The sequence below is a fragment of the Pseudomonas sp. P106(2024) genome (genome assembly GCF_057480815.1).
Window position 1 is genome coordinate 1 of record NZ_JBLIYU010000022.1, and the last position, 20,257, is coordinate 20,257.

At 65.9% G+C, this 20,257-nt stretch carries 20 protein-coding genes; 7 read left to right on the forward strand and 13 right to left on the reverse strand.

Features of this window, described 5'->3' with window-relative positions:
• Positions 1-277 precede the first annotated feature (277 nt).
• Complete coding sequence (alkB, locus tag AC25M7_RS23775; RefSeq protein WP_028692161.1) at positions 278-922, forward strand: DNA oxidative demethylase AlkB; 645 nt, start codon at positions 278-280, stop codon at positions 920-922.
• Positions 923-931: 9 nt separating this feature from the next.
• Here the strand turns inward: alkB and AC25M7_RS23780 are convergent, their stop codons facing one another.
• The 10 genes from AC25M7_RS23780 to AC25M7_RS23825 all read right to left on the reverse strand — a co-directional run bounded on the left by AC25M7_RS23780 (position 932) and on the right by AC25M7_RS23825 (position 10,990).
• Positions 932-1,852 (reverse strand): LysR family transcriptional regulator, encoded by a 921-nt coding sequence (locus AC25M7_RS23780; RefSeq protein ID WP_486971532.1) that lies wholly within the window; start codon positions 1,850-1,852, stop codon positions 932-934.
• Between the two features lie 99 nt (positions 1,853-1,951).
• The gene (locus tag AC25M7_RS23785; protein ID WP_486971533.1) at positions 1,952-2,908 is read right to left on the reverse strand and encodes a peptidylprolyl isomerase; all 957 of its coding nucleotides are present in this window, start codon (positions 2,906-2,908) and stop codon (positions 1,952-1,954) included.
• Entirely contained in the window at positions 2,905-3,381 is a 477-nt protein-coding gene (locus AC25M7_RS23790; protein ID WP_062361204.1) for a YbjN domain-containing protein, read from the reverse strand. Before AC25M7_RS23790 ends, AC25M7_RS23785 begins: the two co-directional genes overlap by 4 nt.
• Before the next feature lie 28 nt (positions 3,382-3,409).
• Positions 3,410-4,057 carry a hypothetical protein gene (locus tag AC25M7_RS23795; protein ID WP_028692165.1) on the reverse strand — a complete coding sequence of 216 codons (648 nt, stop codon included), beginning with the start codon at positions 4,055-4,057 and terminating at the stop codon, positions 3,410-3,412.
• A gap of 15 nt (positions 4,058-4,072) precedes the next feature.
• Positions 4,073-5,773: a putative porin gene (locus AC25M7_RS23800; RefSeq protein WP_028692166.1), complete on the reverse strand. Its 1,701-nt coding sequence runs from the start codon at positions 5,771-5,773 to the stop codon at positions 4,073-4,075.
• A gap of 38 nt (positions 5,774-5,811) precedes the next feature.
• A complete protein-coding gene (locus AC25M7_RS23805) occupies positions 5,812-6,483 on the reverse strand; it encodes an energy transducer TonB family protein (RefSeq protein WP_069017644.1) in 672 nt (223 codons plus the stop codon).
• Positions 6,484-6,491: 8 nt separating this feature from the next.
• Positions 6,492-6,917, reverse strand: a complete 426-nt coding sequence (locus AC25M7_RS23810) for an ExbD/TolR family protein (protein WP_028692168.1) — start codon at positions 6,915-6,917, stop codon at positions 6,492-6,494.
• A gap of 10 nt (positions 6,918-6,927) precedes the next feature.
• A complete protein-coding gene (locus AC25M7_RS23815) occupies positions 6,928-8,733 on the reverse strand; it encodes a DUF2341 domain-containing protein (RefSeq protein WP_486971534.1) in 1,806 nt (601 codons plus the stop codon).
• A gap of 32 nt (positions 8,734-8,765) precedes the next feature.
• Positions 8,766-10,316 (reverse strand): ShlB/FhaC/HecB family hemolysin secretion/activation protein, encoded by a 1,551-nt coding sequence (locus AC25M7_RS23820; protein WP_232854068.1) that lies wholly within the window; start codon positions 10,314-10,316, stop codon positions 8,766-8,768.
• Between the two features lie 65 nt (positions 10,317-10,381).
• The gene (locus tag AC25M7_RS23825; RefSeq protein WP_028692171.1) at positions 10,382-10,990 is read right to left on the reverse strand and encodes a transposase; all 609 of its coding nucleotides are present in this window, start codon (positions 10,988-10,990) and stop codon (positions 10,382-10,384) included.
• A 246-nt stretch (positions 10,991-11,236) separates the two neighbouring features.
• On the opposite strand from AC25M7_RS23825, the gene AC25M7_RS23830 reads away from it, so the two are divergent.
• Positions 11,237-11,965: a DUF899 domain-containing protein gene (locus AC25M7_RS23830; protein ID WP_197866651.1), complete on the forward strand. Its 729-nt coding sequence runs from the start codon at positions 11,237-11,239 to the stop codon at positions 11,963-11,965.
• A 17-nt stretch (positions 11,966-11,982) separates the two neighbouring features.
• Here AC25M7_RS23830 and AC25M7_RS23835 read toward each other — a convergent pair whose 3' ends face one another.
• On the reverse strand, positions 11,983-12,864 hold the full coding sequence (locus AC25M7_RS23835) for a LysR substrate-binding domain-containing protein (RefSeq protein ID WP_062361212.1): 882 nt from the start codon (positions 12,862-12,864) through the stop codon (positions 11,983-11,985).
• A gap of 159 nt (positions 12,865-13,023) precedes the next feature.
• On the opposite strand from AC25M7_RS23835, the gene AC25M7_RS23840 reads away from it, so the two are divergent.
• Positions 13,024-13,668, forward strand: coding sequence for an ankyrin repeat domain-containing protein (locus AC25M7_RS23840; RefSeq protein WP_028692174.1), 645 nt, complete (start codon positions 13,024-13,026; stop codon positions 13,666-13,668).
• A gap of 50 nt (positions 13,669-13,718) precedes the next feature.
• Here the strand turns inward: AC25M7_RS23840 and pobA are convergent, their stop codons facing one another.
• The gene (gene pobA / locus AC25M7_RS23845; protein WP_069017642.1) at positions 13,719-14,906 is read right to left on the reverse strand and encodes a 4-hydroxybenzoate 3-monooxygenase; all 1,188 of its coding nucleotides are present in this window, start codon (positions 14,904-14,906) and stop codon (positions 13,719-13,721) included.
• Positions 14,907-15,072: 166 nt separating this feature from the next.
• On the opposite strand from pobA, the gene AC25M7_RS23850 reads away from it, so the two are divergent.
• The 3 genes from AC25M7_RS23850 (at position 15,073) to AC25M7_RS23860 (ending at position 17,488) form a co-directional block, all read left to right on the forward strand.
• On the forward strand, positions 15,073-15,945 hold the full coding sequence (locus AC25M7_RS23850; RefSeq protein WP_028692176.1) for a helix-turn-helix domain-containing protein: 873 nt from the start codon (positions 15,073-15,075) through the stop codon (positions 15,943-15,945).
• Positions 15,946-16,166: 221 nt separating this feature from the next.
• The gene (locus AC25M7_RS23855) at positions 16,167-16,568 is read left to right on the forward strand and encodes a MerR family transcriptional regulator (protein WP_028692177.1); all 402 of its coding nucleotides are present in this window, start codon (positions 16,167-16,169) and stop codon (positions 16,566-16,568) included.
• A 20-nt stretch (positions 16,569-16,588) separates the two neighbouring features.
• Entirely contained in the window at positions 16,589-17,488 is a 900-nt protein-coding gene (locus AC25M7_RS23860) for a hydroxymethylglutaryl-CoA lyase (RefSeq protein WP_486971535.1), read from the forward strand.
• Between the two features lie 539 nt (positions 17,489-18,027).
• On the opposite strand, the gene AC25M7_RS23865 is transcribed toward AC25M7_RS23860, so the two are convergent.
• Positions 18,028-18,564, reverse strand: coding sequence for an MgtC/SapB family protein (locus AC25M7_RS23865; RefSeq protein ID WP_028692179.1), 537 nt, complete (start codon positions 18,562-18,564; stop codon positions 18,028-18,030).
• A 269-nt stretch (positions 18,565-18,833) separates the two neighbouring features.
• On the opposite strand from AC25M7_RS23865, the gene ccoG reads away from it, so the two are divergent.
• Positions 18,834-20,240, forward strand: a complete 1,407-nt coding sequence (ccoG, locus tag AC25M7_RS23870; protein ID WP_028692180.1) for a cytochrome c oxidase accessory protein CcoG — start codon at positions 18,834-18,836, stop codon at positions 20,238-20,240.
• The last annotated feature ends 17 nt before the right edge of the window (positions 20,241-20,257 follow it).

Consider the following 20,257-nt stretch of genomic DNA (forward strand, 5'->3'; position numbering starts at 1 on the left):
TACGGAGATCGGTTCATCAGGCCGACCTGGTGAAAGTCAGGGCCTGCCTGACGGCAGGCCGTTACCGGCCCGCACACAAAAAATCTGACACTTCCTCGCAAATAAATGCGCATACAACTTCCAAAACCACCTAACAACAACAACAACAACAACAACAACCCACAAACCTTTAAACACAATACGCCACCAGAGTTAAAACACTCAAAACCATACGAGATCCCCACACCCGCCAGCGCGAGCTACAATACCCCCTCCCCAGGCCTCCCCCAAGCCAACCATGATCCAGTCCAACCTCGACCTCTTCGCCCCCCACCCCCAGCGCCTGGCCCTCCAGACAACGCTGCTGCCCGGCTTCGCCCTGCCCGACCTCGAACCCCTGCTGGACGCCCTGCGCCCCGTGCTCCGCGCAGCACCATTTCGCCATATGCAAACCCCCGGCGGCCTGCGCATGGCCGTGGCCCTGACCAACTGCGGCTCACTGGGCTGGATCAGCGACGAAAACGGCTACCGCTATACCCCCATTGACCCTGTCAGCGCAAAACCCTGGCCCGCCCTGCCCCAGGTACTCATCGACCTGGCCACCCGAGCCGCCGCACTGGCAGGCTTCGAAGGCTTCATACCGGACGCCTGCCTGGTCAACCATTACCTGCCCGGCACCCGTCTGAGCCTGCACCAGGACCGCGACGAACAAGACTACGGACAACCGATCGTCTCGATCTCACTGGGTCTGCCAGCGGTATTCCTGTTCGGCGGCCTGCAGCGCTCGGACCGTCCCCAGCGCATCCCGCTGAATCACGGTGACGTGCTGGTGTGGGGCGGCGAAGACCGTCTGCGCTTTCATGGCGTGATGCCGATCAAACCTGGCGTTCACCCACGCATGGGCGAGCGACGAATCAACCTCACCCTGCGCAAGGCAGGATGAGTTCGGCAGCTACGGACTACAGAACCACTCGCGCCGTTCGTCGAAAGCAGCCCGGATCGCCCCCACCATCACCTGCACCAGCGGGTCGGCCTCGGTCTGGCCGTTGACCGCCAGCCACACCCGCCGCCGCATCGGTTCGCGGAACAGGCCCGGCAAGGCCAGCAATCCACGGTCCAGGTGCGTCGCATAGTGCGGCAACAAGCCGACGCTGGCGCTGCACTTGATCAGCTGGCAGTACATCTCGTAGTCCTGGATCTGCGTCACCCCGGCCGTACGGGTGCGCAGCAGCGCCTGCCAGGGCATCAGCGCCTGCACGCCAGCTTCGCCCTGCCATTGCACCAGCATGTAGTCCTGCAGGTCCGCCAGGCAGGTCGGCCGGTTGGCCTCACGGGCATAGCGCTTGGCGATATGCGGCAGGTACTCGAGGGTGGCCAGAGCCTCGGGGGCGGCACCGGCAAAACTGCCAGCATGGGCGCCGTGGCTGGCATCACCCAGCCACAGGGCGACATCGGCAACCTGCTCGGGCGCCTGGCGACCGTCAAGGGTGGCCACCTCCAGACGCATGCCGGCATGCTGGCGCACGAAGTTGATCAGGTTGCGACCCAGCAGGTCCTGCAGCAGCGGCTCGGCCACGGCCAAGCGCACGCTCGCGCTTTGCTCTCGCGGCAGCGGCACGACCGGCTCGCGCGCCTGGAGTATCAGCAGCAGGCGTTCACCCTGCTGGCTGAGCACCGGGTTATTGTTGCGGTTGACGAACAGGCTGTAGCCCAGGCGCGCCTCCAGCGCCGCCAGGCGTTTGCGCAGGGCCACCGGTTTGAGATTAAGCCGCCGCGCCGCCTGCATGAAACAGCCGCAGCGCGCGGTGACCAGGAAACAGTTCAGGGTCTGTTCGTCCAGGGCCAACGGCACCTGGGGACGAACGACAGGCATGGCGGTATCCGGGGCTCGCCCCGGGGACAGATCGATCGGCATCCCTCGCCTCCCACGGGCCCGCCTGGGCAGGCCCGGCTCTTCCATGGTTGTTGGCGACTAGCGGCTGCTTTCCAGGACCTGGTTCAGCGCCGCGCCATCGATGCTCAGGGTGGCCGTGTCGAACATCCCCTCGACATAGGCCTTGGCCACCTGCTCCTGGCGCTGGGCGCGCAGCAATTCGCGCAAACGTGGCGCCACCTCCTCGAAGGTCGCTGCCCTGGCGGGCTGCTGCTCGACCAGCTTGATGATGTGGTAGCCCGCTACACTCTGCACCGGGTCGCTGACCGTGCCCACCTTCAGCTTGGGCACCACCCCGCGAACCTCGGGCAGCAATTGCGCCAGGGCCTGCAGTCCGGTGTCGCCGCCGGCGGAGGCCGTGCCGGCATCCTGGGAGTGTTCACGGGCGAGCGCGGCAAAGTCCGCATCCGCAGCCTGGGCCTGCTTGGCCAGCGTCTGGGCCTGTTTGCGCACGGCCTCGTCGTCCCTGGGATTTTCCACCCGCAGGAAGATCTGGCTCAGGCGGTAGCGCACCGGCAGTTGCAACCCGGCCTTGCCCGCCTCGTAGGCCTGCTTGAGCTCAACCTCGCTGGGGTAATCGTCAGGCACCTTGCTCACCGAGTTCAGGTAGTCGCGCAGGACGATCTGCTCGGTGGCCGCGCGGGTCTGCACCTGGATTTCCGGGCGCTGCAACCAGCCCTGGGCCTCGGCCTGCTGGTAGAGAGCCTTTTCCGCCAGGCGGGCGCGGATCCAGGCCTCCAATGCCGGTCGGTCGCCGCGCAGGCTGGCCCGGGCTTCCTCGGGCAACTGGGCGAACAGCGCCTTGAGTTCGCCACTGCCAACCTGCTGCTCGCCCAGGCGCGCCAATACCGGGCCCTTGTCGGCCGCCACCAGGGCGGCTGGCGACGCTGGACGCGCCGCCGCCACCGGCTCGTCGCCCGGGCGCAAGGCCAGGGCAACCGCCACCGCGACAATGGCCAGCGCGCCGGCGCCGGCCCAGAAAGTGCGCGCCGTCACGAGGCGCGCTCTTCGTCATGGGCGACCTGGGTTTGTTGCTGGCCGGCCACGTTACGGCTGTAGTCACGCAGATAGACGATCAGTTCCTGCAGCAATCGATCCCACAGCACCAGGCTGCCCAGCAAATGCTGCTGACTGACGCCATCGGCGACCACCACATCCTGCTCCATCACCAGGAACTCGCCCTGCACCGACAGCCGGGCGAAGCGGCGGCTGGCGTTCCAGTGCTCGGCCAGGCCCGCCGGCAGCTCGCCCTGGATACGCAGGGCGCAGCTGAAGGTGAAGTCGAGGAACTCGCCTTCCTTACCCGCGGCCCGGTTGCCGAAACGTACGGCATAACCCACGCCCTGGCTGGCGCTGAGCAACTGCACCACGGCGTTCTGCTCGGTGCGGTTGACCCGGCAGCCGGCATCCTGCAGCAACTGGGTCAGGGAGTCGGCGCTAACGGTTTCGATCAGGGTCACTTCGGTCATGTGCTTACTTCCTTGCGTTGAGAAAACGTCAATGGGGCACGCCCTTGGGGGCGTCGAACTGGCTTTCGTAAAGCTTGTCGCCATAGGCCTGGGCCAGCTCCTCGAACTTGACCCGGGCACCACCGGCGAAGGGCTGGCGCATCTTCATGACATCGGCGATATCGACCTTCTCGTAGGCGGCCAGCATCTCCTTGGCCACCCCGTACATCTGCTGGTTGCGGGCCTGGCATTGCTGCACCTGGCTGTCACGCTCGCCCAGTTGCGCCTGCAGGGTGGCGCGCTCGCTTTCCTTGGCGCGCGCCATCGCCAGCAGCTCGTCATAGGCCTGCTTGTACTTGTGCAGTTGTTCGTTGCTGCTGGCCACCAGCGCCTGGGCCTGGCTGTGCACGGCCTGTTGCTGGCCAGCCAGTTGCTCGCTCTGGCCGCGGGCCTTGGCCAGTTGCGCGGTCAGTTCGCGTACCTGGCCTTGAGCCGCGTCGCGCTGCTGCTCGGCCGCCTGGCGGGCGGCGCTGGCCTGGGCTTGCTCGCTCTGCAGGGCCTGCAGCTGTTGCGTGGTGCTGCGCAGTTGGGTGCGCAGACGTTCCTCGAGGGTTTCGGCCGACGCCGAGGCCGCCAGGCTTGCGCCCAGGGCCAGCATCAACCAGGCGCAGCGGTGGCGATAAGCTCCCTTGTTCATGCCCGTGCTCCTTCCCTAGAACCGAGTGTTGACTTCAAGTTGTAGCACATCGATGTCAAACGGCGCGCCGTAGACTGCCTCGCTGCTCAACCAACGGGCTGTAGCGTAGACGTTGTCGGCCAGGCCGTAGTTGCCACCGAGGAAATAACCCTTGGCGTTGGTGCCGCCGAGGTGGAAGCTCGAGTCGTTGAAGCCGTCAGGCAGCGCGTCGGGCTCGATGCGCTTGTAGCCGGCGAACAGGTTCCAGTCGCCGGCCTTGCGCATGTCCAGGGCGTTGCCCAGGGTGAACTGGAGCATCCAGGCATCGCCGCCGCTCTTGAGGTTGCCGTTCTCGTCGACGTTGTTGGCCAGTTGTCCCGCCGAACGCTTGCGCATGTCGCCCTCGTCGTAGGCCAGGTTGTGGACGTAGTTGGCCTGGCTGCGCAGCTTGAAGTCATGGGGCAGGTCGGCGTCCCACACCAGGTTCAAATCGAGCAGCTCGAACTCCGAGGCGATGCCGACGAATTGCGGCTGCGGCGTGGCCGCCGGGTTGGCCGGATTCGGCGTGATGTCGCGGAGCAGGAACACGGTGTTGCCCTTCTGCATGAAGGTCGGCCGGGATTCGTCGCTGTCGCAGCCCGGCTGGCCATCCCACGGAGCGCAAGGGCTGGAGCGCTCGCCGGCGATATCGTCGAAGCGGTAATAGGCCATCGCGCCCTTGAGTCGATTGCTGTCGTTGAGCGCCCATTTCGCGCCCAACTGCGCGCCGTACAGCCACTTGTTGTCGCTGTCTTCCTTATCCAGGCCGTTGCTGGTGGCGTTGTCGTCGCTGTATTGCACAGGGAATGCGCCGACGGTGCCGAACAGGCTGAGGTCGCGGCCCAGCGGCTGGTCGAACAGCGCCGCCACGCCATCGAAGTTGAGGTCGTGGGAATACAGGATGTCGGTGGACATGAACGGGTTGGCGATCCGCCCGCCGGTCAGCGTCAGGCGCTCGCTCGGCGTCCAGGTGACGTAGCCCTGGTCGAGCCAGATGTCCTTCTTGCCGAAGCCGCCACCAAGGTTCTGTGTGGTCGAGACCGGGTTGTTGTTGGAGCCGGTGGCGACGCGGATGCCAGCCACCCAGTTCTCCGCCAGCTGCGCCTTGAGGCCGAAGCGCGCCCGCAGGCGCAGGAGGCTGTCGCGATCCTCGCGGGTGTTGAGCAACGGAGGCAGGCTTGAGCTGCTGTTGGGGTTGACGTCGTAGGGGCCCTTTTCATTGAGCTTGGCGAAATCGACGATCTCGTTGCTGTTGCCATCGGCATAGGAACGCGACTCGTAGCGCAGACGCAGATCGCCGTCGAAGCTGATGCGTGAGGCCCAGTCAGGGAAGGTGTTGGGCGCGGCCCAGTTTTCCTGCTTGGCGGTGCTCATCACCTCCGCCTTGATCTCGTCGCGGATCTGCTGGCGGACGATGGCCGGCACGTATTGCACGCGCACCTCACCGTTGGCGGCCGGGGCCTGGGCGACAATCGGCGCGCCGCTGGCGGCGACCCGCGCCTGCTGAGCTTCGCGTTCGGCCTGGGCGATCAGCGCGTCGGCCTTGTCCTGCTTGAGCACGCCCTGCTCCACCAGCAGGCGGATCAGGTTGACGGTCGCGTTCTCCGACGGCGCGGCGTGGGCGACGGTCGGACCGACCGCGGTGGCGGCGGCCAGCAGGCCGAGCGCCAGGGTCAATCGGTTGACTGGGCACTTCATGGGTTTGCAGCTCCTGTGGGTCAGTCGTGCTTCGTTGTTCATGGCCGGCGCCCCTGCAAGGCGATCTTCACCGGCAAGGTCAGGTTGGCGGGCGGGCGCTGGTCGAGGGCGCGGGCGCCGCGCAGGGCGGCGAGCACCTGGGCGTCCAGCTCCGGCTCGCCGCTGCCGCGCAGCAGCTCGACACGGGTGATCTCGCCCGCGGCGCTGAGCCAGATCTCGGCCTGCAGGTTGAACACCAGGTTGCGCAGCTCGGGGTTGTCGCGCAGCAGGCGCTGGAAGGCGTAGGCCAGGTACTGGCTGTAGGTGCCGCTGCCCAGCCCCCCTCCGCCGCCACCGGCCATGCCGCCGCCCTTGCCGGCGCCGACGTTGAAGCTGTCGCCGCCCGCTTGCGCGTCGCCGTCCATCTGCATCGGCTCGGCCAGGTCCTGGGCCGGATCGGGCGCCTCCTCGGCGGGCTTGACCTCTTCGGCCTCGGGCACCGGCTGCGGCTCGACGATCTTCTCCTCGACCGGCGGCTCGGGCTCCTTGGGCGGCTCGGGCGGTGGTGGCGGCGGTGGCGGCAGCGGGATGATTGCCGGCACCTTGGGCGCTTCGCGGCGCACCCCGGCCATGTCGTTGGCCCACTGCCACAGCAGCCAGGCCAGGCCAGCGCCAGCAACGGCGAGCACGGCCCAGGTCAGCAGGCGGCGGGGGTTGACTGTACGTTCCATGCCTGCCCTCACCCCTGGTTCGGCTTGCCGGTAACCAGCCCGACCTGGGCCAGTTCGAGACGGCGCAGCAGGTCGAGCACCTCGACCACCTTCTGGTACTGCACGCCCGCGTCGCCGCGCACGATCAGCGGGAAGTCGGGGTTGCGCGCCTTCTCGCTGCGCAGGCGGTCCTCCAGCTCCTGCAGCGTCACCGGATAGGCATCGAGAAACACCTGGCCGGCGTCGTTGATCGAGATCGCCTTGGTCTTGGGCTGGGCCAGCGACACCGTGGCGCTGGCCTTGGGCAGCTGCACCTGGATCCCGGAAACCTGCGCAGTGGCGGTGAGGATGAACATCACCAGTACCACCATCAGCACGTCCACCAGCGGGGTGATGTTGATGCTGTCGACCGCGGCGTCGGTGTCGTCGTCATGGGCGTTGTTCACGGATGCCATGGCTGTGCCCTCACGCCGGAACCGACGGGTTGACGCTGCGCCCGGTCGGGCGCTGCGCCGCTTCACCGGCCTGGCCCTCGCCGTGCAGCTCGGCCAGGCGGGTGATGAACTCGTCGACGAATACCCGCATGTCGGCGCTGACCTCGCGGTTGCGCGTGGTCAGGCGGTTGTAGCCGAACAGCGCGGGGATGGCGACGAACAAGCCCATGGCGGTGGCCAGCAGCGCCGCGGCCATGCCCGGGGCGATGGCATTGATGTTGACGTCGCCGGCCATGGCGGTGCCGAGGAACACCACCATGATCCCCAGCACCGTGCCCAGCAGGCCGATGTAGGGGCCGCCGGCAATGGCGTTGGACAGGGTCGACAGCTTCGATGACAACGCCTGGTTCTCGCGGGTGCGCACGCCGTCCATGGAGCAGCGGATGGCCTCGATGGTGGCCGCGGACACTTCGCGGGTGTCGGCGCCCTGGGCGCGCCGGGTGCGCAGTTCCTGCACGGCCACCAGGTACAGGCGCCACAGCGAGGAGTCGGTGAGCCGCCCATGCAGGTCCTGATCGTCGGCGAACTGCTCCAGGCGCGTGCCGACCGTGGCGAACCGCTCGCGAAAGCGGGTGTTGGCGGCGGTGACGCGACTGAGGGTGCGCTGCTTGCGCAGCATGATCACCCACGACTGCACCATCATCAGCACCAGGATGGCGATGATCACCCAGGCGTCCACCGGCACCGCCTTGAGCAGGAAGCCCAGGCCGCCGAAGCCGAAGCCCGACTGTTCCTCGTCGACGCCGTACACCACCAGGCGCGACTCGGCGCCCTGGGCCAGCACGTCGGCCTGCAGGCCTGCCTGGCTGCGGGCCACGCGCGACAGGCGCAGTTCGTCCAGGGCGCCGACAAAAGGCGCGAACTGGCTGGTCACCTCGCCTTCGGGCGGCGGCAGGTCACCACCAATGCCGACGGCACCGTTGAAGGCCGCCAGACTGGCGGCCAGGCGGGCCACCGGCTGGCCTTCGAGCAACAGGCTCAGGTTGCCGCCCTCGCCCACCAATGCCAGGTTTTGCCACTGACCGGCGCTCACGGCCTGGCTGGCGCTGGCGCGCTGGCCGTCAACCTCGACGAAAGGCACGCCCTGGGCCAGGCCCAGCAACAGGCTGTGGCCGGCCTCGCGACGGGCCAGCAGCAGTTGCTCGCCCACCGCCTGATCCTGGCGCAGCCAGGTGCTGAAAGTGAACGCCGCGCCCGCCGGCAGTTGCAGCGAGGCGCTGGCCGGCAGTTGCAGGCCCTGGCCACCGAGCTGAATGGCCCGGCCGATCACGCCGTCGACGCTCACCGTCGGCCCTTGCAGCTGATTGCCATAGGGGCTGGCGTCGCGGGCGGTGGCACCGTCGAAGTGGTAGAGCGCGATGTAGTCGGCGTCGAAGCTGGGCTGGCCAGCAGGCGCCTGGGCTTTCGGGTTGCCGTAGTACATCCACAGCTCCTGACGCTGGCCCGCCTCGATGCGTGGCACGTCCACCCAGATCAGCGCCATGCCCATCAGCGGATCGAACTGCTCGACATGGTGGTTGAGCACGGTCTTGTCATCGGCGCTGACGAAGCGGATGTCGGCGCCGGTCTCGCTGACGCCGTCGAAGCTGAAGTTGCCGGTGTGCAGGCGCACCAGCAGCGCGGTGCGGCCCAGCGCCTGGGTCAGTCCGGCGCCCTGGGGCGTGGTGTCCACGGCGATCTGCTTGCGGTACATCCAGTCGTCCTGCCACCAGGCGCTGGCGCTGCCCGGCAGGGCGAAGCCCAGGCACAGCAGCAAGGTCAATATCAGGCGTTGCATGAGAGGTCTCCAGGTCGATGCCGGTCAATGAGTCAGAAGGTCGCCTGCACACTGAAGTGCACACGGGAAGCGTTCTTGTCGGTGTTGGGGCCGTCCTTGAGCGGCACGGCCCAGTCGACGCTGCCGGACAGCCAGTCGTTGAGCGTGGCGCGGGTGCCGATGCCGGCACTGGCCAGGCTGTAGCGGTCGTCCTGCTCGGGCAGCGCGTCCTGCAGGCGCAGCTGGGCGCCTTCGGCGAACAGATAGAAGCGCCAATCGCTGATGTAGCTGCCGACATAGCGGCCGATGGATGGGGTACGCAGCTCCTGGGAGAACAGCAGGCCGTCGTCCCCGGTACGCTCGGCGGCCAGGTAACCGCGCACCGAAGTGGCACCGCCGGCGGCGAACTGCTCGTTCGACACCAGCGGCCCCGAGGCCAGCTGGAAGGCCAGCTTCGAGGCGCTCTGCCAGGAGCCTGCGAAGTCGAAGGTGTAGCTGCCGTCGCCCTTGAGCGCGGCGAAGCTGGAATCGGCGCGGTAGCGCTTGTAGTCGAACTCGGCGTCGTCGCTGCCGTAGCCCAGCAGGCTGCGGGTGCCGGCCACCAGGCTCAGGCCCAGGCTCAGCTGGTCCTGCTCGGTGAAGCGGTAGCCGGTGTAGCCCAGGGTGATGGGGGCGTACTTGAGTGGTACCTTGTCGCTGCTGGCGCCCAGGCCGACCTGCTCGTCGAAGTCCTTGAAGTCCACGCCGATCGACAGGGCGTTGGCCCAGGCGCCGACGCCCGGCAGGTTGTAGATTGCCGAAACACCATAGGAATGGCCCTTGCCCAGGACGTTGGTGCCGCCCACCGTGGCGACGTTGCTGTCGGAGTGGTAGCCGGAGAACTGCACGGTCCAGCGCTCGTTCAGGGGCGCGGCGTAGGAACCGGACCAGACCTCGGCGTTGTCACGGTCCTGGGGCGCGGTGAACCAGGTCAGCGAGACGCTGTGGCCGGCCTGCCAGAGGTTGTTGTAGCCCAGGCTGATGACGCTGCGCAGCTTCTCGGTGTCGGCGCTGTGATCGTTGTTCAGGCCCAGGCTCAGGTGCCAGGGCTGCTTGTCCTCGACCTGCAGGTCGACATCCATGGTGCCCGGCCGCTGGCCTTCGCGCACCAACGGCATGACCTGCCGGCCCGGGGTGCGGTTGAGCGTGGCCAGTTCGTCCTGCACCTGGGCGAAGTCGGGCACCTTGCCCTCCTCCAGCGCCGGAACCTGTTCACGAATCTCCAGCGGCGAGTAATGCTTGGCGCCCACCACCCGCACTCGCCCGACCTTGGTTTCGCTCACCTGCAGGTAGACCACGCCGCCCTCGACCTTCTGCTCGGGCAGCTCGACGAACACCGACTGGTAGCCACGGGCCTGGTAGCTTTTCTGCAGGGCCTCGCGGGCGCCTTCGAGGTCGGCCAGGGACTTGTCCGGCCCCAGATAGGGATAGACCGCCTCCTCGATGGCCTGGGCGTCGAGCACCGTATTGCCGCGCACCACGTATTCATTGATCTCGACCCGGCGCTGCGCCTCGTCCGCGGACACGTTGCCCGCCAGCAGGCACGACAGCAGCCCTGCGCCCATGGCGCATCGCTTGAAGAAAAAATGCTCCACACCGCCCCCTTGAGCGCCAGGAATTCGTTGGGTTTCTAGTGGTTTGCGTCAGGCGCGGCCTGACCTTGGTGACGTGCCAGCCAGCTGTGCAGCAAGGCCAGGTTGAGGCTGAACTCGGGCATGGCCTGCAGGCTCGCGCCGAGCACCTCGTCGACCATGCGCTGCAGCAGCGACACGGCCATGGCGCTGCCCAGCAGCACGCCGAGGTCATGACTGAACAGGCTGAAGTTCCACACCCGCGATTTCAGTTCCAGGCCGGCGAACCAGCGGAACAGCAGGTTGTAGTTGAGCTGCTCGTAGAGCTGCTTCTCGCTGGGCACCGAATACAGCAACTGCAGCAGCAGCACGTGCATCAGTGTGTGCGGGGCGATGATCATGCCCTGCTGCTCGGCCAGCAGCGCCAGCGCAGCCTGGTGCTCATCCAGCAAGGCTTCGATACGCGGCTTGAGCAGCGCCAGCGAATGCCCAGGCGGCACGCAGCTGGCCACCTCGCGCAGGGCGCCCTGCCAGTCTTCCTGGGAGACGATCCATACCCACGGCGCGCCGTAGCGATAGACCGAGACCGGCTGCTTGCGCGCCGCCTCGACGATCTTCGCCAGGCGCTGGTCGAGCTCCTGCATTCCCACTTTCGTGTAGCGTTCCATAGTCCCCATCGCCCCGCTCCCAGGCCGTTCCCCAAGGCTCGACCGGCCTGATGGCCAGATGCCTTGCCGGTATCCATGGCTTTGACGGGGGTGACGCTTTGCTACCGACGTTTTGTCATGAAAGGTTCATCAGGGAGACTGCATCGAGGGGGCGGAGCAACCATTGGTCGGCAACGGAAAATCCAGCGTCGAATGTCCGCGCTGCCATTCGACCACTCGGTGAACCCCCAGCGTGGAGTCACGCCCATGAGCCATTCCACCCCCAAGCATGCCGTGGTCACGCGCAGCCAATGGCTCGCCGCCCGCCGGCAACTCTGGTTGCACGAGAAAGCCTTTACCCATCAACGCGATGAACTTGCCGCTGCCCGCCGCGCCTTGCCCTGGGTGCAGGTGGAGCAGGACTATCGTTTCCAGGGCCCACACGGTGAGCTGAGTCTGGCCGAGCTGTTCGCCGGGCGCAGCCAACTGCTGGTCTATCACTTCATGTTCGCCGGGGGCTGGAGCGAAGGCTGCCCGGGCTGCTCCTTCCTCGCCGATCATTTCGACGGCGCCAACCTGCACCTGGCCCACCATGACGTGTCGCTGGTGGCGGTGTCACGGGCACCCTATGGCGAATTCCAGGCGTTCCGCCAGCGCATGGGCTGGCAGTTCCCGTGGTATTCCTCGCACGGCAGCGCCTTCAACCAGGACTTCGGGGTCACTGTCGCCACCGATGGCAGCGCCCAGTACAACTACGAGCCCTACAGCGGCGACGAGGCGGAGTTGCCCGGATTGAGCGCGTTCTACCGGAACGCCGACGGCAGCCTGTACCACACCTACTCCACCTATGCCCGGGGGCTGGACATCCTGGTCAATGCCTACAACTTCCTCGACGTGGCCCCCCTGGGGCGCAACGAGGAAGGGACGATGGATTGGGTGCGCCATCATGATCGCTATGACGGGGCCCAAGGCAAGCCACACTGCTGCGGGGACTGATCGTTTCGCTGGCGGTGTCAGATCGCCTGCACCGCCAGCAATTCGGTCAGCACCTCGGCCAGCGCCTTGACCATCGCGTCCGCCGTTGGCCGGTGCACGATCACGATCTCGTAGCTGTCCACCTCCGGCAGCCCCTGCCCGGCACCCAGCACCCGGTGCTCGCCGAGCGCCGCCCGCGGGGGCAGCAGGCTGATGCCCATGCCGTCGGCCACCGCCGCCTGGATCCCGCTGAGGCTGGAACTGGTAAAGCTGATGCGCCAGCGTCGGCCCATGCCTTCGATCGCGCTAATCATGTCGTCGCGGTACAGCCCGCGTGGCGGAAAGGTCACCAACGGAATCGGATCGAGCTCGAAGGACGGCGTGCGCGCGCTGTCGATCCACTGCAAACGCTCTGGCCAGCAGGCCACGCCCTCGCGGCTGTTGCGCCGCTGCTTGAGCAGCACCAGGTCGAGTTCACCGTTGTCGTAGGCCTGGCTGAGATCGCGGCACAGGCCGCTGGTGACCTCCAGCTTGACCTGCGGGTGGCGTCGGCTGAACGCGGACAATGCGTTGGTGGTGCGCCCGCCGACGAAATCCTCCGGCACGCCCAGGCGCACGGTGACCCCGACCATCGCCCCGGCCAGGGCTTCAAGCATCTGGTCGTTGAGGGCCAGCATGTGCCGGGCGTAACCGAGCAAGGTCTGCCCGGCATCGGTGGGCAACACATCGCGGTTGCCACGCACCAGCAGGCGATGGCCGACCATGTCCTCCAGGCGGCGGACCTTCTGGCTGATGGTCGACTGGGTGGAATGCAGGCGGGCGGCGGCGGTGGTGAAACTGCCGCAATCGGCCACCACGACGATGGCGCGCAGCAGGTCGAGGTCGAACAAGGCCCTATTCGGTTTTACGCTGGAAGACATCTCTGTATTCGACTTCTGAATGACAAGGCTGACTTCTACCATGGGCGCCCAGTGCCGGCAACATGCGCAAATACACTGGATCCCATCCGGATAATTCACTTCTCCTACAACCACAAGGGCCCTACATTCAAGCTTCGTCGCATCAGGATACCGATGACCATGCGCCTGCCGTTCGCCGCCTTGCTGTTGAGCCTGAGCCTTGCCACCCATGCCGAGACCTCAGCCATGAATCCCCCCTTGCTCGATGCCGCCCGCCACGGTGACGCCCCTGCCGTGCGCCAGTTGCTCGACCGTGGCGCCCTGCCTGATACCCGCAACGACCAGGGCCAGACTGCGCTGCTGGTGGCCACCCATGCCAACCAGGTGGAGGTGGCCAAGGTGCTGATCGAGGCCGGTGCCGACGTCAACGCCAAGGACAACATCAACGACAGCCCCTACCTGTATGCCGGCGCGCGCGGGCTCAACGACATCCTGCGCCTGACCCTGGCCCATGGCGCCGACCTCAAGAGCACCAACCGCTACGGCGGCACCGCACTGATCCCGGCGGCCGAGCGCGGTCACGTCGAGACCGTGCAACTGCTGATCGAGGCCGGCGTCGACGTCGACCACCTCAACCGCCTGCACTGGACCGCGCTGCTTGAGGCGGTGATCCTTGGCGATGGCGGCCCTCGGTATGTGGAGATCGTGCGCCGGTTGCTGGCGGCCGGAGCAGATCCGCGGATCACCGACAAGGAGGGTGTGACCGCGCTGGAGCACGCCCGCCAGCGCGGATACCGGGAGATGGTGACGCTCTTGGAGCAGTAGAACCTGGCGTCGTTGCCGGCGATTGGACCGCAAAGCGGTCCCCCACTGTTCTATTCCACAGCCTCGAACGGCAGCCCAACGTAGTTCTCGGCAATATTGGCAAGGCCGGCCGGCGAACCAAGGTAGTACTCGCGGTCGGCCTCCTGCATCTTGCGGTCCCAGTCGTCCTGATGCGCGCCGAAATCATGCAGCAGCCGGGTCATGAACCAGCTGAAACGCTCGCCCTTCCACACCCGCCGCAAGGCCAGCGGCGAGTACTGCGCCAGCAGGTCGGTGCGGCCCTCGCGGTACACCTTGACCAGGATCCGATACAGGTAGTTGACGTCCGACGCCGCCAGGTTCAGCCCCTTGGCGCCGGTGGGCGGGACGATATGGGCGGCGTCGCCCACCAGAAACAACCGGCCATGCTGCATGGGCTCGAGCACATGGCTGCGCAGCGGCGCGATGCTCTTCTCCAGCGCCGGCCCCGTGACCAGTTGCGCGGCCACCTCCGCCGGCAGGCGCGCCTTGAGCTCATCCCAGAAGCGCGCGTCTGGCCAGTCCTCCACCCGCTCCTGCAAAGGCACTTGCAGGTAATAGCGGCTGCGGGTCTGCGAGCGCTGGCTGCACAAGACGAAGCCGCGTTCGTGGTGGGCATAGATCAGCTCGTGGTTGACCGGTGGGGTGTCGGCCAGCAACCCCAGCCAGCCAAACGGATAGACCCGCTCGTACATCTTCAGCACGTCGGCCGGAATGCTCTGGCGCGCCACTCCGTGGAAGCCGTCGCAGCCGGCGATATAGTCGCAATCGACGCGGTGCTGACAACCGTCCTTGTCGAAGGTGAGGTAGGGCCGCTCGCCGTCGATGGCGTGGGGGCGGACATTGTCCGCGCAATAGATGATCGGCGCCCCGCTGGCCTGGCGTGCCTGCATCAGGTCCCGGGTGACCTCGGTCTGACCGTACACCATCACCGTCTTGCCGCCGGTCAGCGCCTTCAGGTCGAGGCGCTGGCGACGGCCATTGACCAACAGTTCAACGCCTTCGTGTACCAGCCCTTCACGGTCCATGCGCTCGGCCACCCCGGCCTCGCGCAGCAGGTCGACCGTGCCTTGCTCGAGCACGCCGGCGCGGATGCGTCCCAACACATAGTCGGGGGTCTGGCGCTCGACGATCAGCGTGTCGATGCCCGCACGCTGCAGCAGCTGGCCCAGCAGCAGGCCGGAGGGGCCGGCGCCGATGATTGCAACCTGAGTCTTCATTGTTGTTGTCTCGCGATGACGATGCCGGCCGGTACTGGCAGTGGCCGCACATCTGCTGTTAGGGTTTGCACCTGTATTTTTACTGGCGAACCTTGGGCGAAACGTGTGATATCTGTGTCAAAAACTGCACTTTTCAAAAATTCGTTCGATTAACGGACAATCCTTCATGCACATCCCGCTCCCCGGCATCCCGCTGTTCCAGCTGTACGGCGAACATCACGCCTGGCCGGACACCGACCTGCTGCACTGCGAGTCGATCCCGGCGCGCAGCCGCCTGCACCATTGGGAAATCAAACCGCATCGGCATGCCGAGCTGTTCCAGCTTCTCTATGTGCAGCGGGGCGAGGCCCAGGTGGAGATCGAGGGCGAGCGCCGGGTGATTCGCGAGGCGGCGATCCAGGTGGTGCCGCCGCTCACCGTGCATGGTTTTCGCTTCAGCGCCGATATCCAGGGGCACGTACTGACCTTCGGCACGGCCCTGGTGGTCGATCTGGAACAGCGCCTCGGCGCTCCCTTGAGCGTACTGACCGCTGCCCGCTGTTACCCGCTGGGCCAGGATCGTCTGCGCCTGCACGGGCTGATCGACACGCTGCAGCAGGAGTATCAAGGCAGCGCGCCGGCACGAGGCCCCCTGCTGCAGGCGCTGGTCACCGCGCTGATGGTCTGGATCCACCGCCAGCAGCAGGCCTTGCCCGCGCGTAACCAGGACGAACGGGACCAGCAGTTGCTGGGGCGTTACCTGCGCCTGGTCGAGGCGCATTACCGCGAGCACCTTGCCGTGGACGACTTCGCCAGCCGGCTGGGCATCACCAGCCTGCAGTTGAACCAGCTGTGCCGAGCGTTGGCCGGGCAATCGGCGTTGCAGGTGATCCACCAGCGCCTGCTGCTCGAGGCACGGCGTAATCTGGCGTATACCCGCATGAGCATCAGCCAGTTGTCCGACAGCCTGGGGTTCAGCGATCCGACCTACTTTGCGCGGTTCTTCAAGCGGCTCGATGGCCGGACGCCCAAGGAATACCGCAGGTCGGTCAATACCTGAAACAAGCCCCACTAGCCTTGCGCGATCCCTGTAGGAGCGGCGCGAAAGGGCTGCAAAGCGGCCCCAGCTTTTTGCAGCGCTACTGATGGTTTGGGGCCGCTACGCGCCCCTTTCGCGACACAAGGCCGCTACCACAGGGGCCCAAACTCCCATGGAGGTCCGCTTGACGTATACGTCAACCTGGCATTAGGTTACTTGCATTCCCTCCCCCGAGCCCAAGCATGAGCAGCCAGACCTACAGCATCTCCGACCTGTCCCGCGAGCTGGACATCACCACCCGCGCCATCCGCTTCTACGAGGAACAGGGCCTGCTCAGCCCCGAGCGCCGTGGCCTGGAGCGCATCTACTCGGCGCGCGACAAGGTCACCCTCAAGCTGATCCTGCGGGGCAAGCGCATCGGCTTCTCGCTGGCCGAGTGCCGGGAACTGATCGAGCTCTACGACCCCACCAGCGGCAACCAGAAGCAGCTCACCAGCATGCTGGCCAAGATCGCCGAACGCCGCGCCCAGCTCGAACAGCAGATGCTCGATATCCAGCAGATGCACCTGGAGCTGGACACCGCCCAGGAGCGCTGCGAGCAGGCCCTGGCCGCCACCCTGAACCCGTCGCACCCCCACCGTTGATCCGCCACAGGAAGCCCGCCATGTCATTGCCCAAGAATGTCCGCCTGGTCGAAGTCGGCCCGCGCGACGGCCTGCAGAACGAAGCCCAGCCCATCAGCGTCGCCGACAAGGTGCGACTGGTGGACGACCTCACCGATGCCGGTCTCGGTTACATCGAGGTGGGCAGTTTCGTCTCGCCCAAGTGGGTGCCGCAGATGGCCGGTTCCGCCGAGGTGTTCGCCGGTATCCGCCAGCGCGAAGGCGTCACCTATGCGGCCCTGGCACCCAACCTGCGCGGTTTCGAGGATGCCCTGGCCGCCGGGGTGAAGGAAGTGGCGGTGTTCGCGGCGGCCTCGGAAGCCTTCTCGCAGCGCAACATCAACTGCTCGATCAGCGACAGCCTCAAACGCTTTGAACCGATCATGGACGCCGCCCGCAGCCAAGGTGTGCGGGTGCGCGGTTATGTGTCCTGCGTGCTCGGCTGCCCCTACGAGGGGCGTATCGGCGCCGAGCAGGTCGCGCCGGTGGCACGTGCCCTTTACGACATGGGCTGCTACGAGGTATCGCTGGGCGACACCATCGGCACCGGCACCGCCGGTGACACCCGCCGCCTGTTCGAAGTGGTCGCGGCCCAGGTACCCCGCGAGCAACTGGCCGGGCACTTCCACGACACCTATGGCCAAGCCCTGGCCAACGTCTATGCCGGCCTGCTGGAGGGCATCAGCGTGTTCGACAGCTCGGTGGCCGGGCTGGGCGGTTGCCCGTACGCCAAGGGTGCCACCGGTAACGTCGCTAGCGAGGACGTGGTGTACCTGTTACAGGGGCTGGGCATCGAGACCGGCATCGAACTGGACAAGCTGATCGCCGCCGGCCTGCGCATCAGCGAAGTGCTGGGGCGCGCCACCGGTTCGCGGGTAGCGCGGGCACGTGGCGTGCGCTGAGTCATACGCGTGTCACACAGATGTGGGCGGAGTGTTACCGCCTACACGCTTGCCAGAAAAAAATCGGGTAACAGGGAAACAATTCGACAGAATTTCACGTGCCACCTTTTGAGGGAAATCCATTAAACCATTGAATTTTAAGGACTTTTAAAAGTTGGCACGCCATCTGCTATATCTTTTGGCATAACAAGAACAAAAAAACGCGATACCCAATAAAAACAACAGTAAACGGCTCTGACATAACAAGAACAACACGGCAGAGGCGTAGCAAGCAGATTTTTTTGGAGTCGACGTGCTTTCCAGGGGGCCGCCCCCGCAGCCTGACACAGAACAATAAAACTACCTCCAAGGTAGCGGCAGTCAAGGTTGGATCACGTTGGATGAACGCAAGTCAGCGCTCAAAAAAATACGTTTGCTCTTAGCCCCGGTTGGGACCCCCGCAATGCAGAGACAACCGCCGACAAAAACAACAATAGGCTCGTCTCCAATAATAAGAAAAGAGCAGGCAACAACGCTTATGAGGGGAGCTTCGGCTCCCCTCAGTGCTTCCTGCCCTCCTCGTTCTCACCGCCCTTCTTCTCCCGTACCTCGCCCTCGACCTTGTCCACCAGCAGCGGCATGCTGGCCAGCACCAGCAGCGCCATCACGGTGCTCACCAGTGCCGTGGCCTCGCGTCCCATGCCTGCGGCGGTACCGATAGCCGCGGTCATCCACAGTCCGGCAGCGGTGGTCAGCCCCTTGACGTGGCTGGCATCCTGGCTGTTGCCCTTGAGAATCGTGCCCGCCCCGAGAAAGCCTATGCCGGCGACGATGCCCTGGATCACCCGGCTCAACGCCTGCTCGTCGGCGCCGGCCATGCTTGGCGCCAGCACGAACAACGCCGCGCCCATCGAAACCAGCATGTGCGTGCGCACCCCCGCCGCCTTGCCCTTGCTCTCGCGCTCGAAGCCCAGCACCGCCCCCAGCAAAGCCGCCATCAACAGGCGAATCAAGATACGGGCAACCTCGCGCTCGTCGGTGACATCGGCGAATTCGCTGTGCAAAGCCTCAAGGATCGAATGCCAGAATGCGTCCATCGGTAGCCTCCCGGTGTCTTCTACAGAAGACCGCAGCACACGCGCCGCGTGCGTTGCGCTTGGCCTAACGGAACTCCTCATACGCTGGCAGAGGTGCGGTGGATAGCCGCAGGCATCTGCAACCAAGCGCTCAAGGCTTTGAAAGCCGGGGCCTAAGCAGATAGGGCACTCATCTGATATGGTTTTTATCTCAATACCTGGGCCTGTGCTGAAAACAGATCGGGGGCCATAGTGCCATGGCCTGATCGAGGCCTGATGAGCGATGAACCATGAGCGATAGAATCCCCTTCCGAGTCATCGAAATTGCCCCCGCCGTCAACAAGAGCAAAAGCCAGGTGGCCGGTGGCATCCACACCCGCAGCTTCACCGGCTTCTACCGCAACCTGCGGATCGCCTTTGCCGGGTTGCTGTTCGCGCTGTTCTTCGGCACCGCCTGGTTGCAGTGGGGCGACCGCCAGGCTGTGCTATGGGACCTGGCCGAAAGCAAATTCCACATCTTCGGCGCAACCTTCTGGCCGCAGGATTTCATCCTGCTCTCGGCGCTGCTGATCATCTGTGCCTTCGGCCTGTTCGCCATCACCGTGTTTGCCGGCCGCGTCTGGTGCGGGTACAGCTGCCCGCAGAGCACCTGGACCTGGCTGTTCATGTGGTGCGAGAAGATCGCCGAAGGCGACCGCAACCAGCGCATCAAGCTGGCCGCCGCGCCCTGGGGCGTCGAGAAAATCGCCCGGCGCGGCCTCAAGCATGGCCTGTGGCTGGCCATCGGCCTACTCACCGGGCTGACTTTCGTCGGCTACTTCACCCCGATCCGCCCGCTGGCCGCCGAGCTGTTCAGCTTCGAGCTGGGCGGCGTGGCGCTGTTCTGGATCCTGTTCTTCACCGGCGCCACCTACCTCAATGCCGGCTGGCTGCGCGAGGCCGTGTGCATGCACATGTGCCCCTATGCGCGGTTCCAGAGCGTGATGTTCGACAAGGACACCCTGGCGGTGGCCTACGATCCCAGCCGCGGCGAAGCCCGTGGCCCGCGCAAGAAAGGCAGCGACCCGCGCAGCCAGGGCCTGGGCGACTGCATCGACTGCACCCTGTGCGTGCAGGTCTGCCCTACCGGCATCGATATTCGCGAGGGCCTGCAGATGGCCTGCATCGGCTGCGCCGCCTGCATCGACGCCTGCGACGGGGTGATGGACAAGATGAACTATGCCCGTGGCCTGATTGGCTACAAGTCAGAGCACAACCTGCAAGGCGGCAAGACCCACTGGATGCGCCCTCGCCTGCTGGGCTACGCCGCCGCGCTGACAGTGATGATCGGCGCACTGGTGGTCGCCCTGCAGATGCGCCCGATGGTATCGATGGACGTGATCAAGGACCGCGGCCTGTTCCGCGAGAACGCTCTGGGCCAGATCGAGAACATCTACCTGCTCAAGATCATCAACAAGACCCAGGAACCGCAGCACTATCGCCTGCGCCTGGTGGACGCCGACGGCTTCGAGCTGCACGGGCGTACCGAGTTCACCCTCGCCGCCGGCGAGATGAGCGAGCTGCCGGTGTCGGTGGCGATGCTAGCCGATCGCCCGAGCAGCAGCTCCCAGGAGCTGGCATTCGAGATCCAGGACAGCGACCAGCCCGGCATCCGCAGCACCGCGCACAGCCGTTTCGTCGCGCCGATGAATCGCTGATCCCCTACACTGACCAC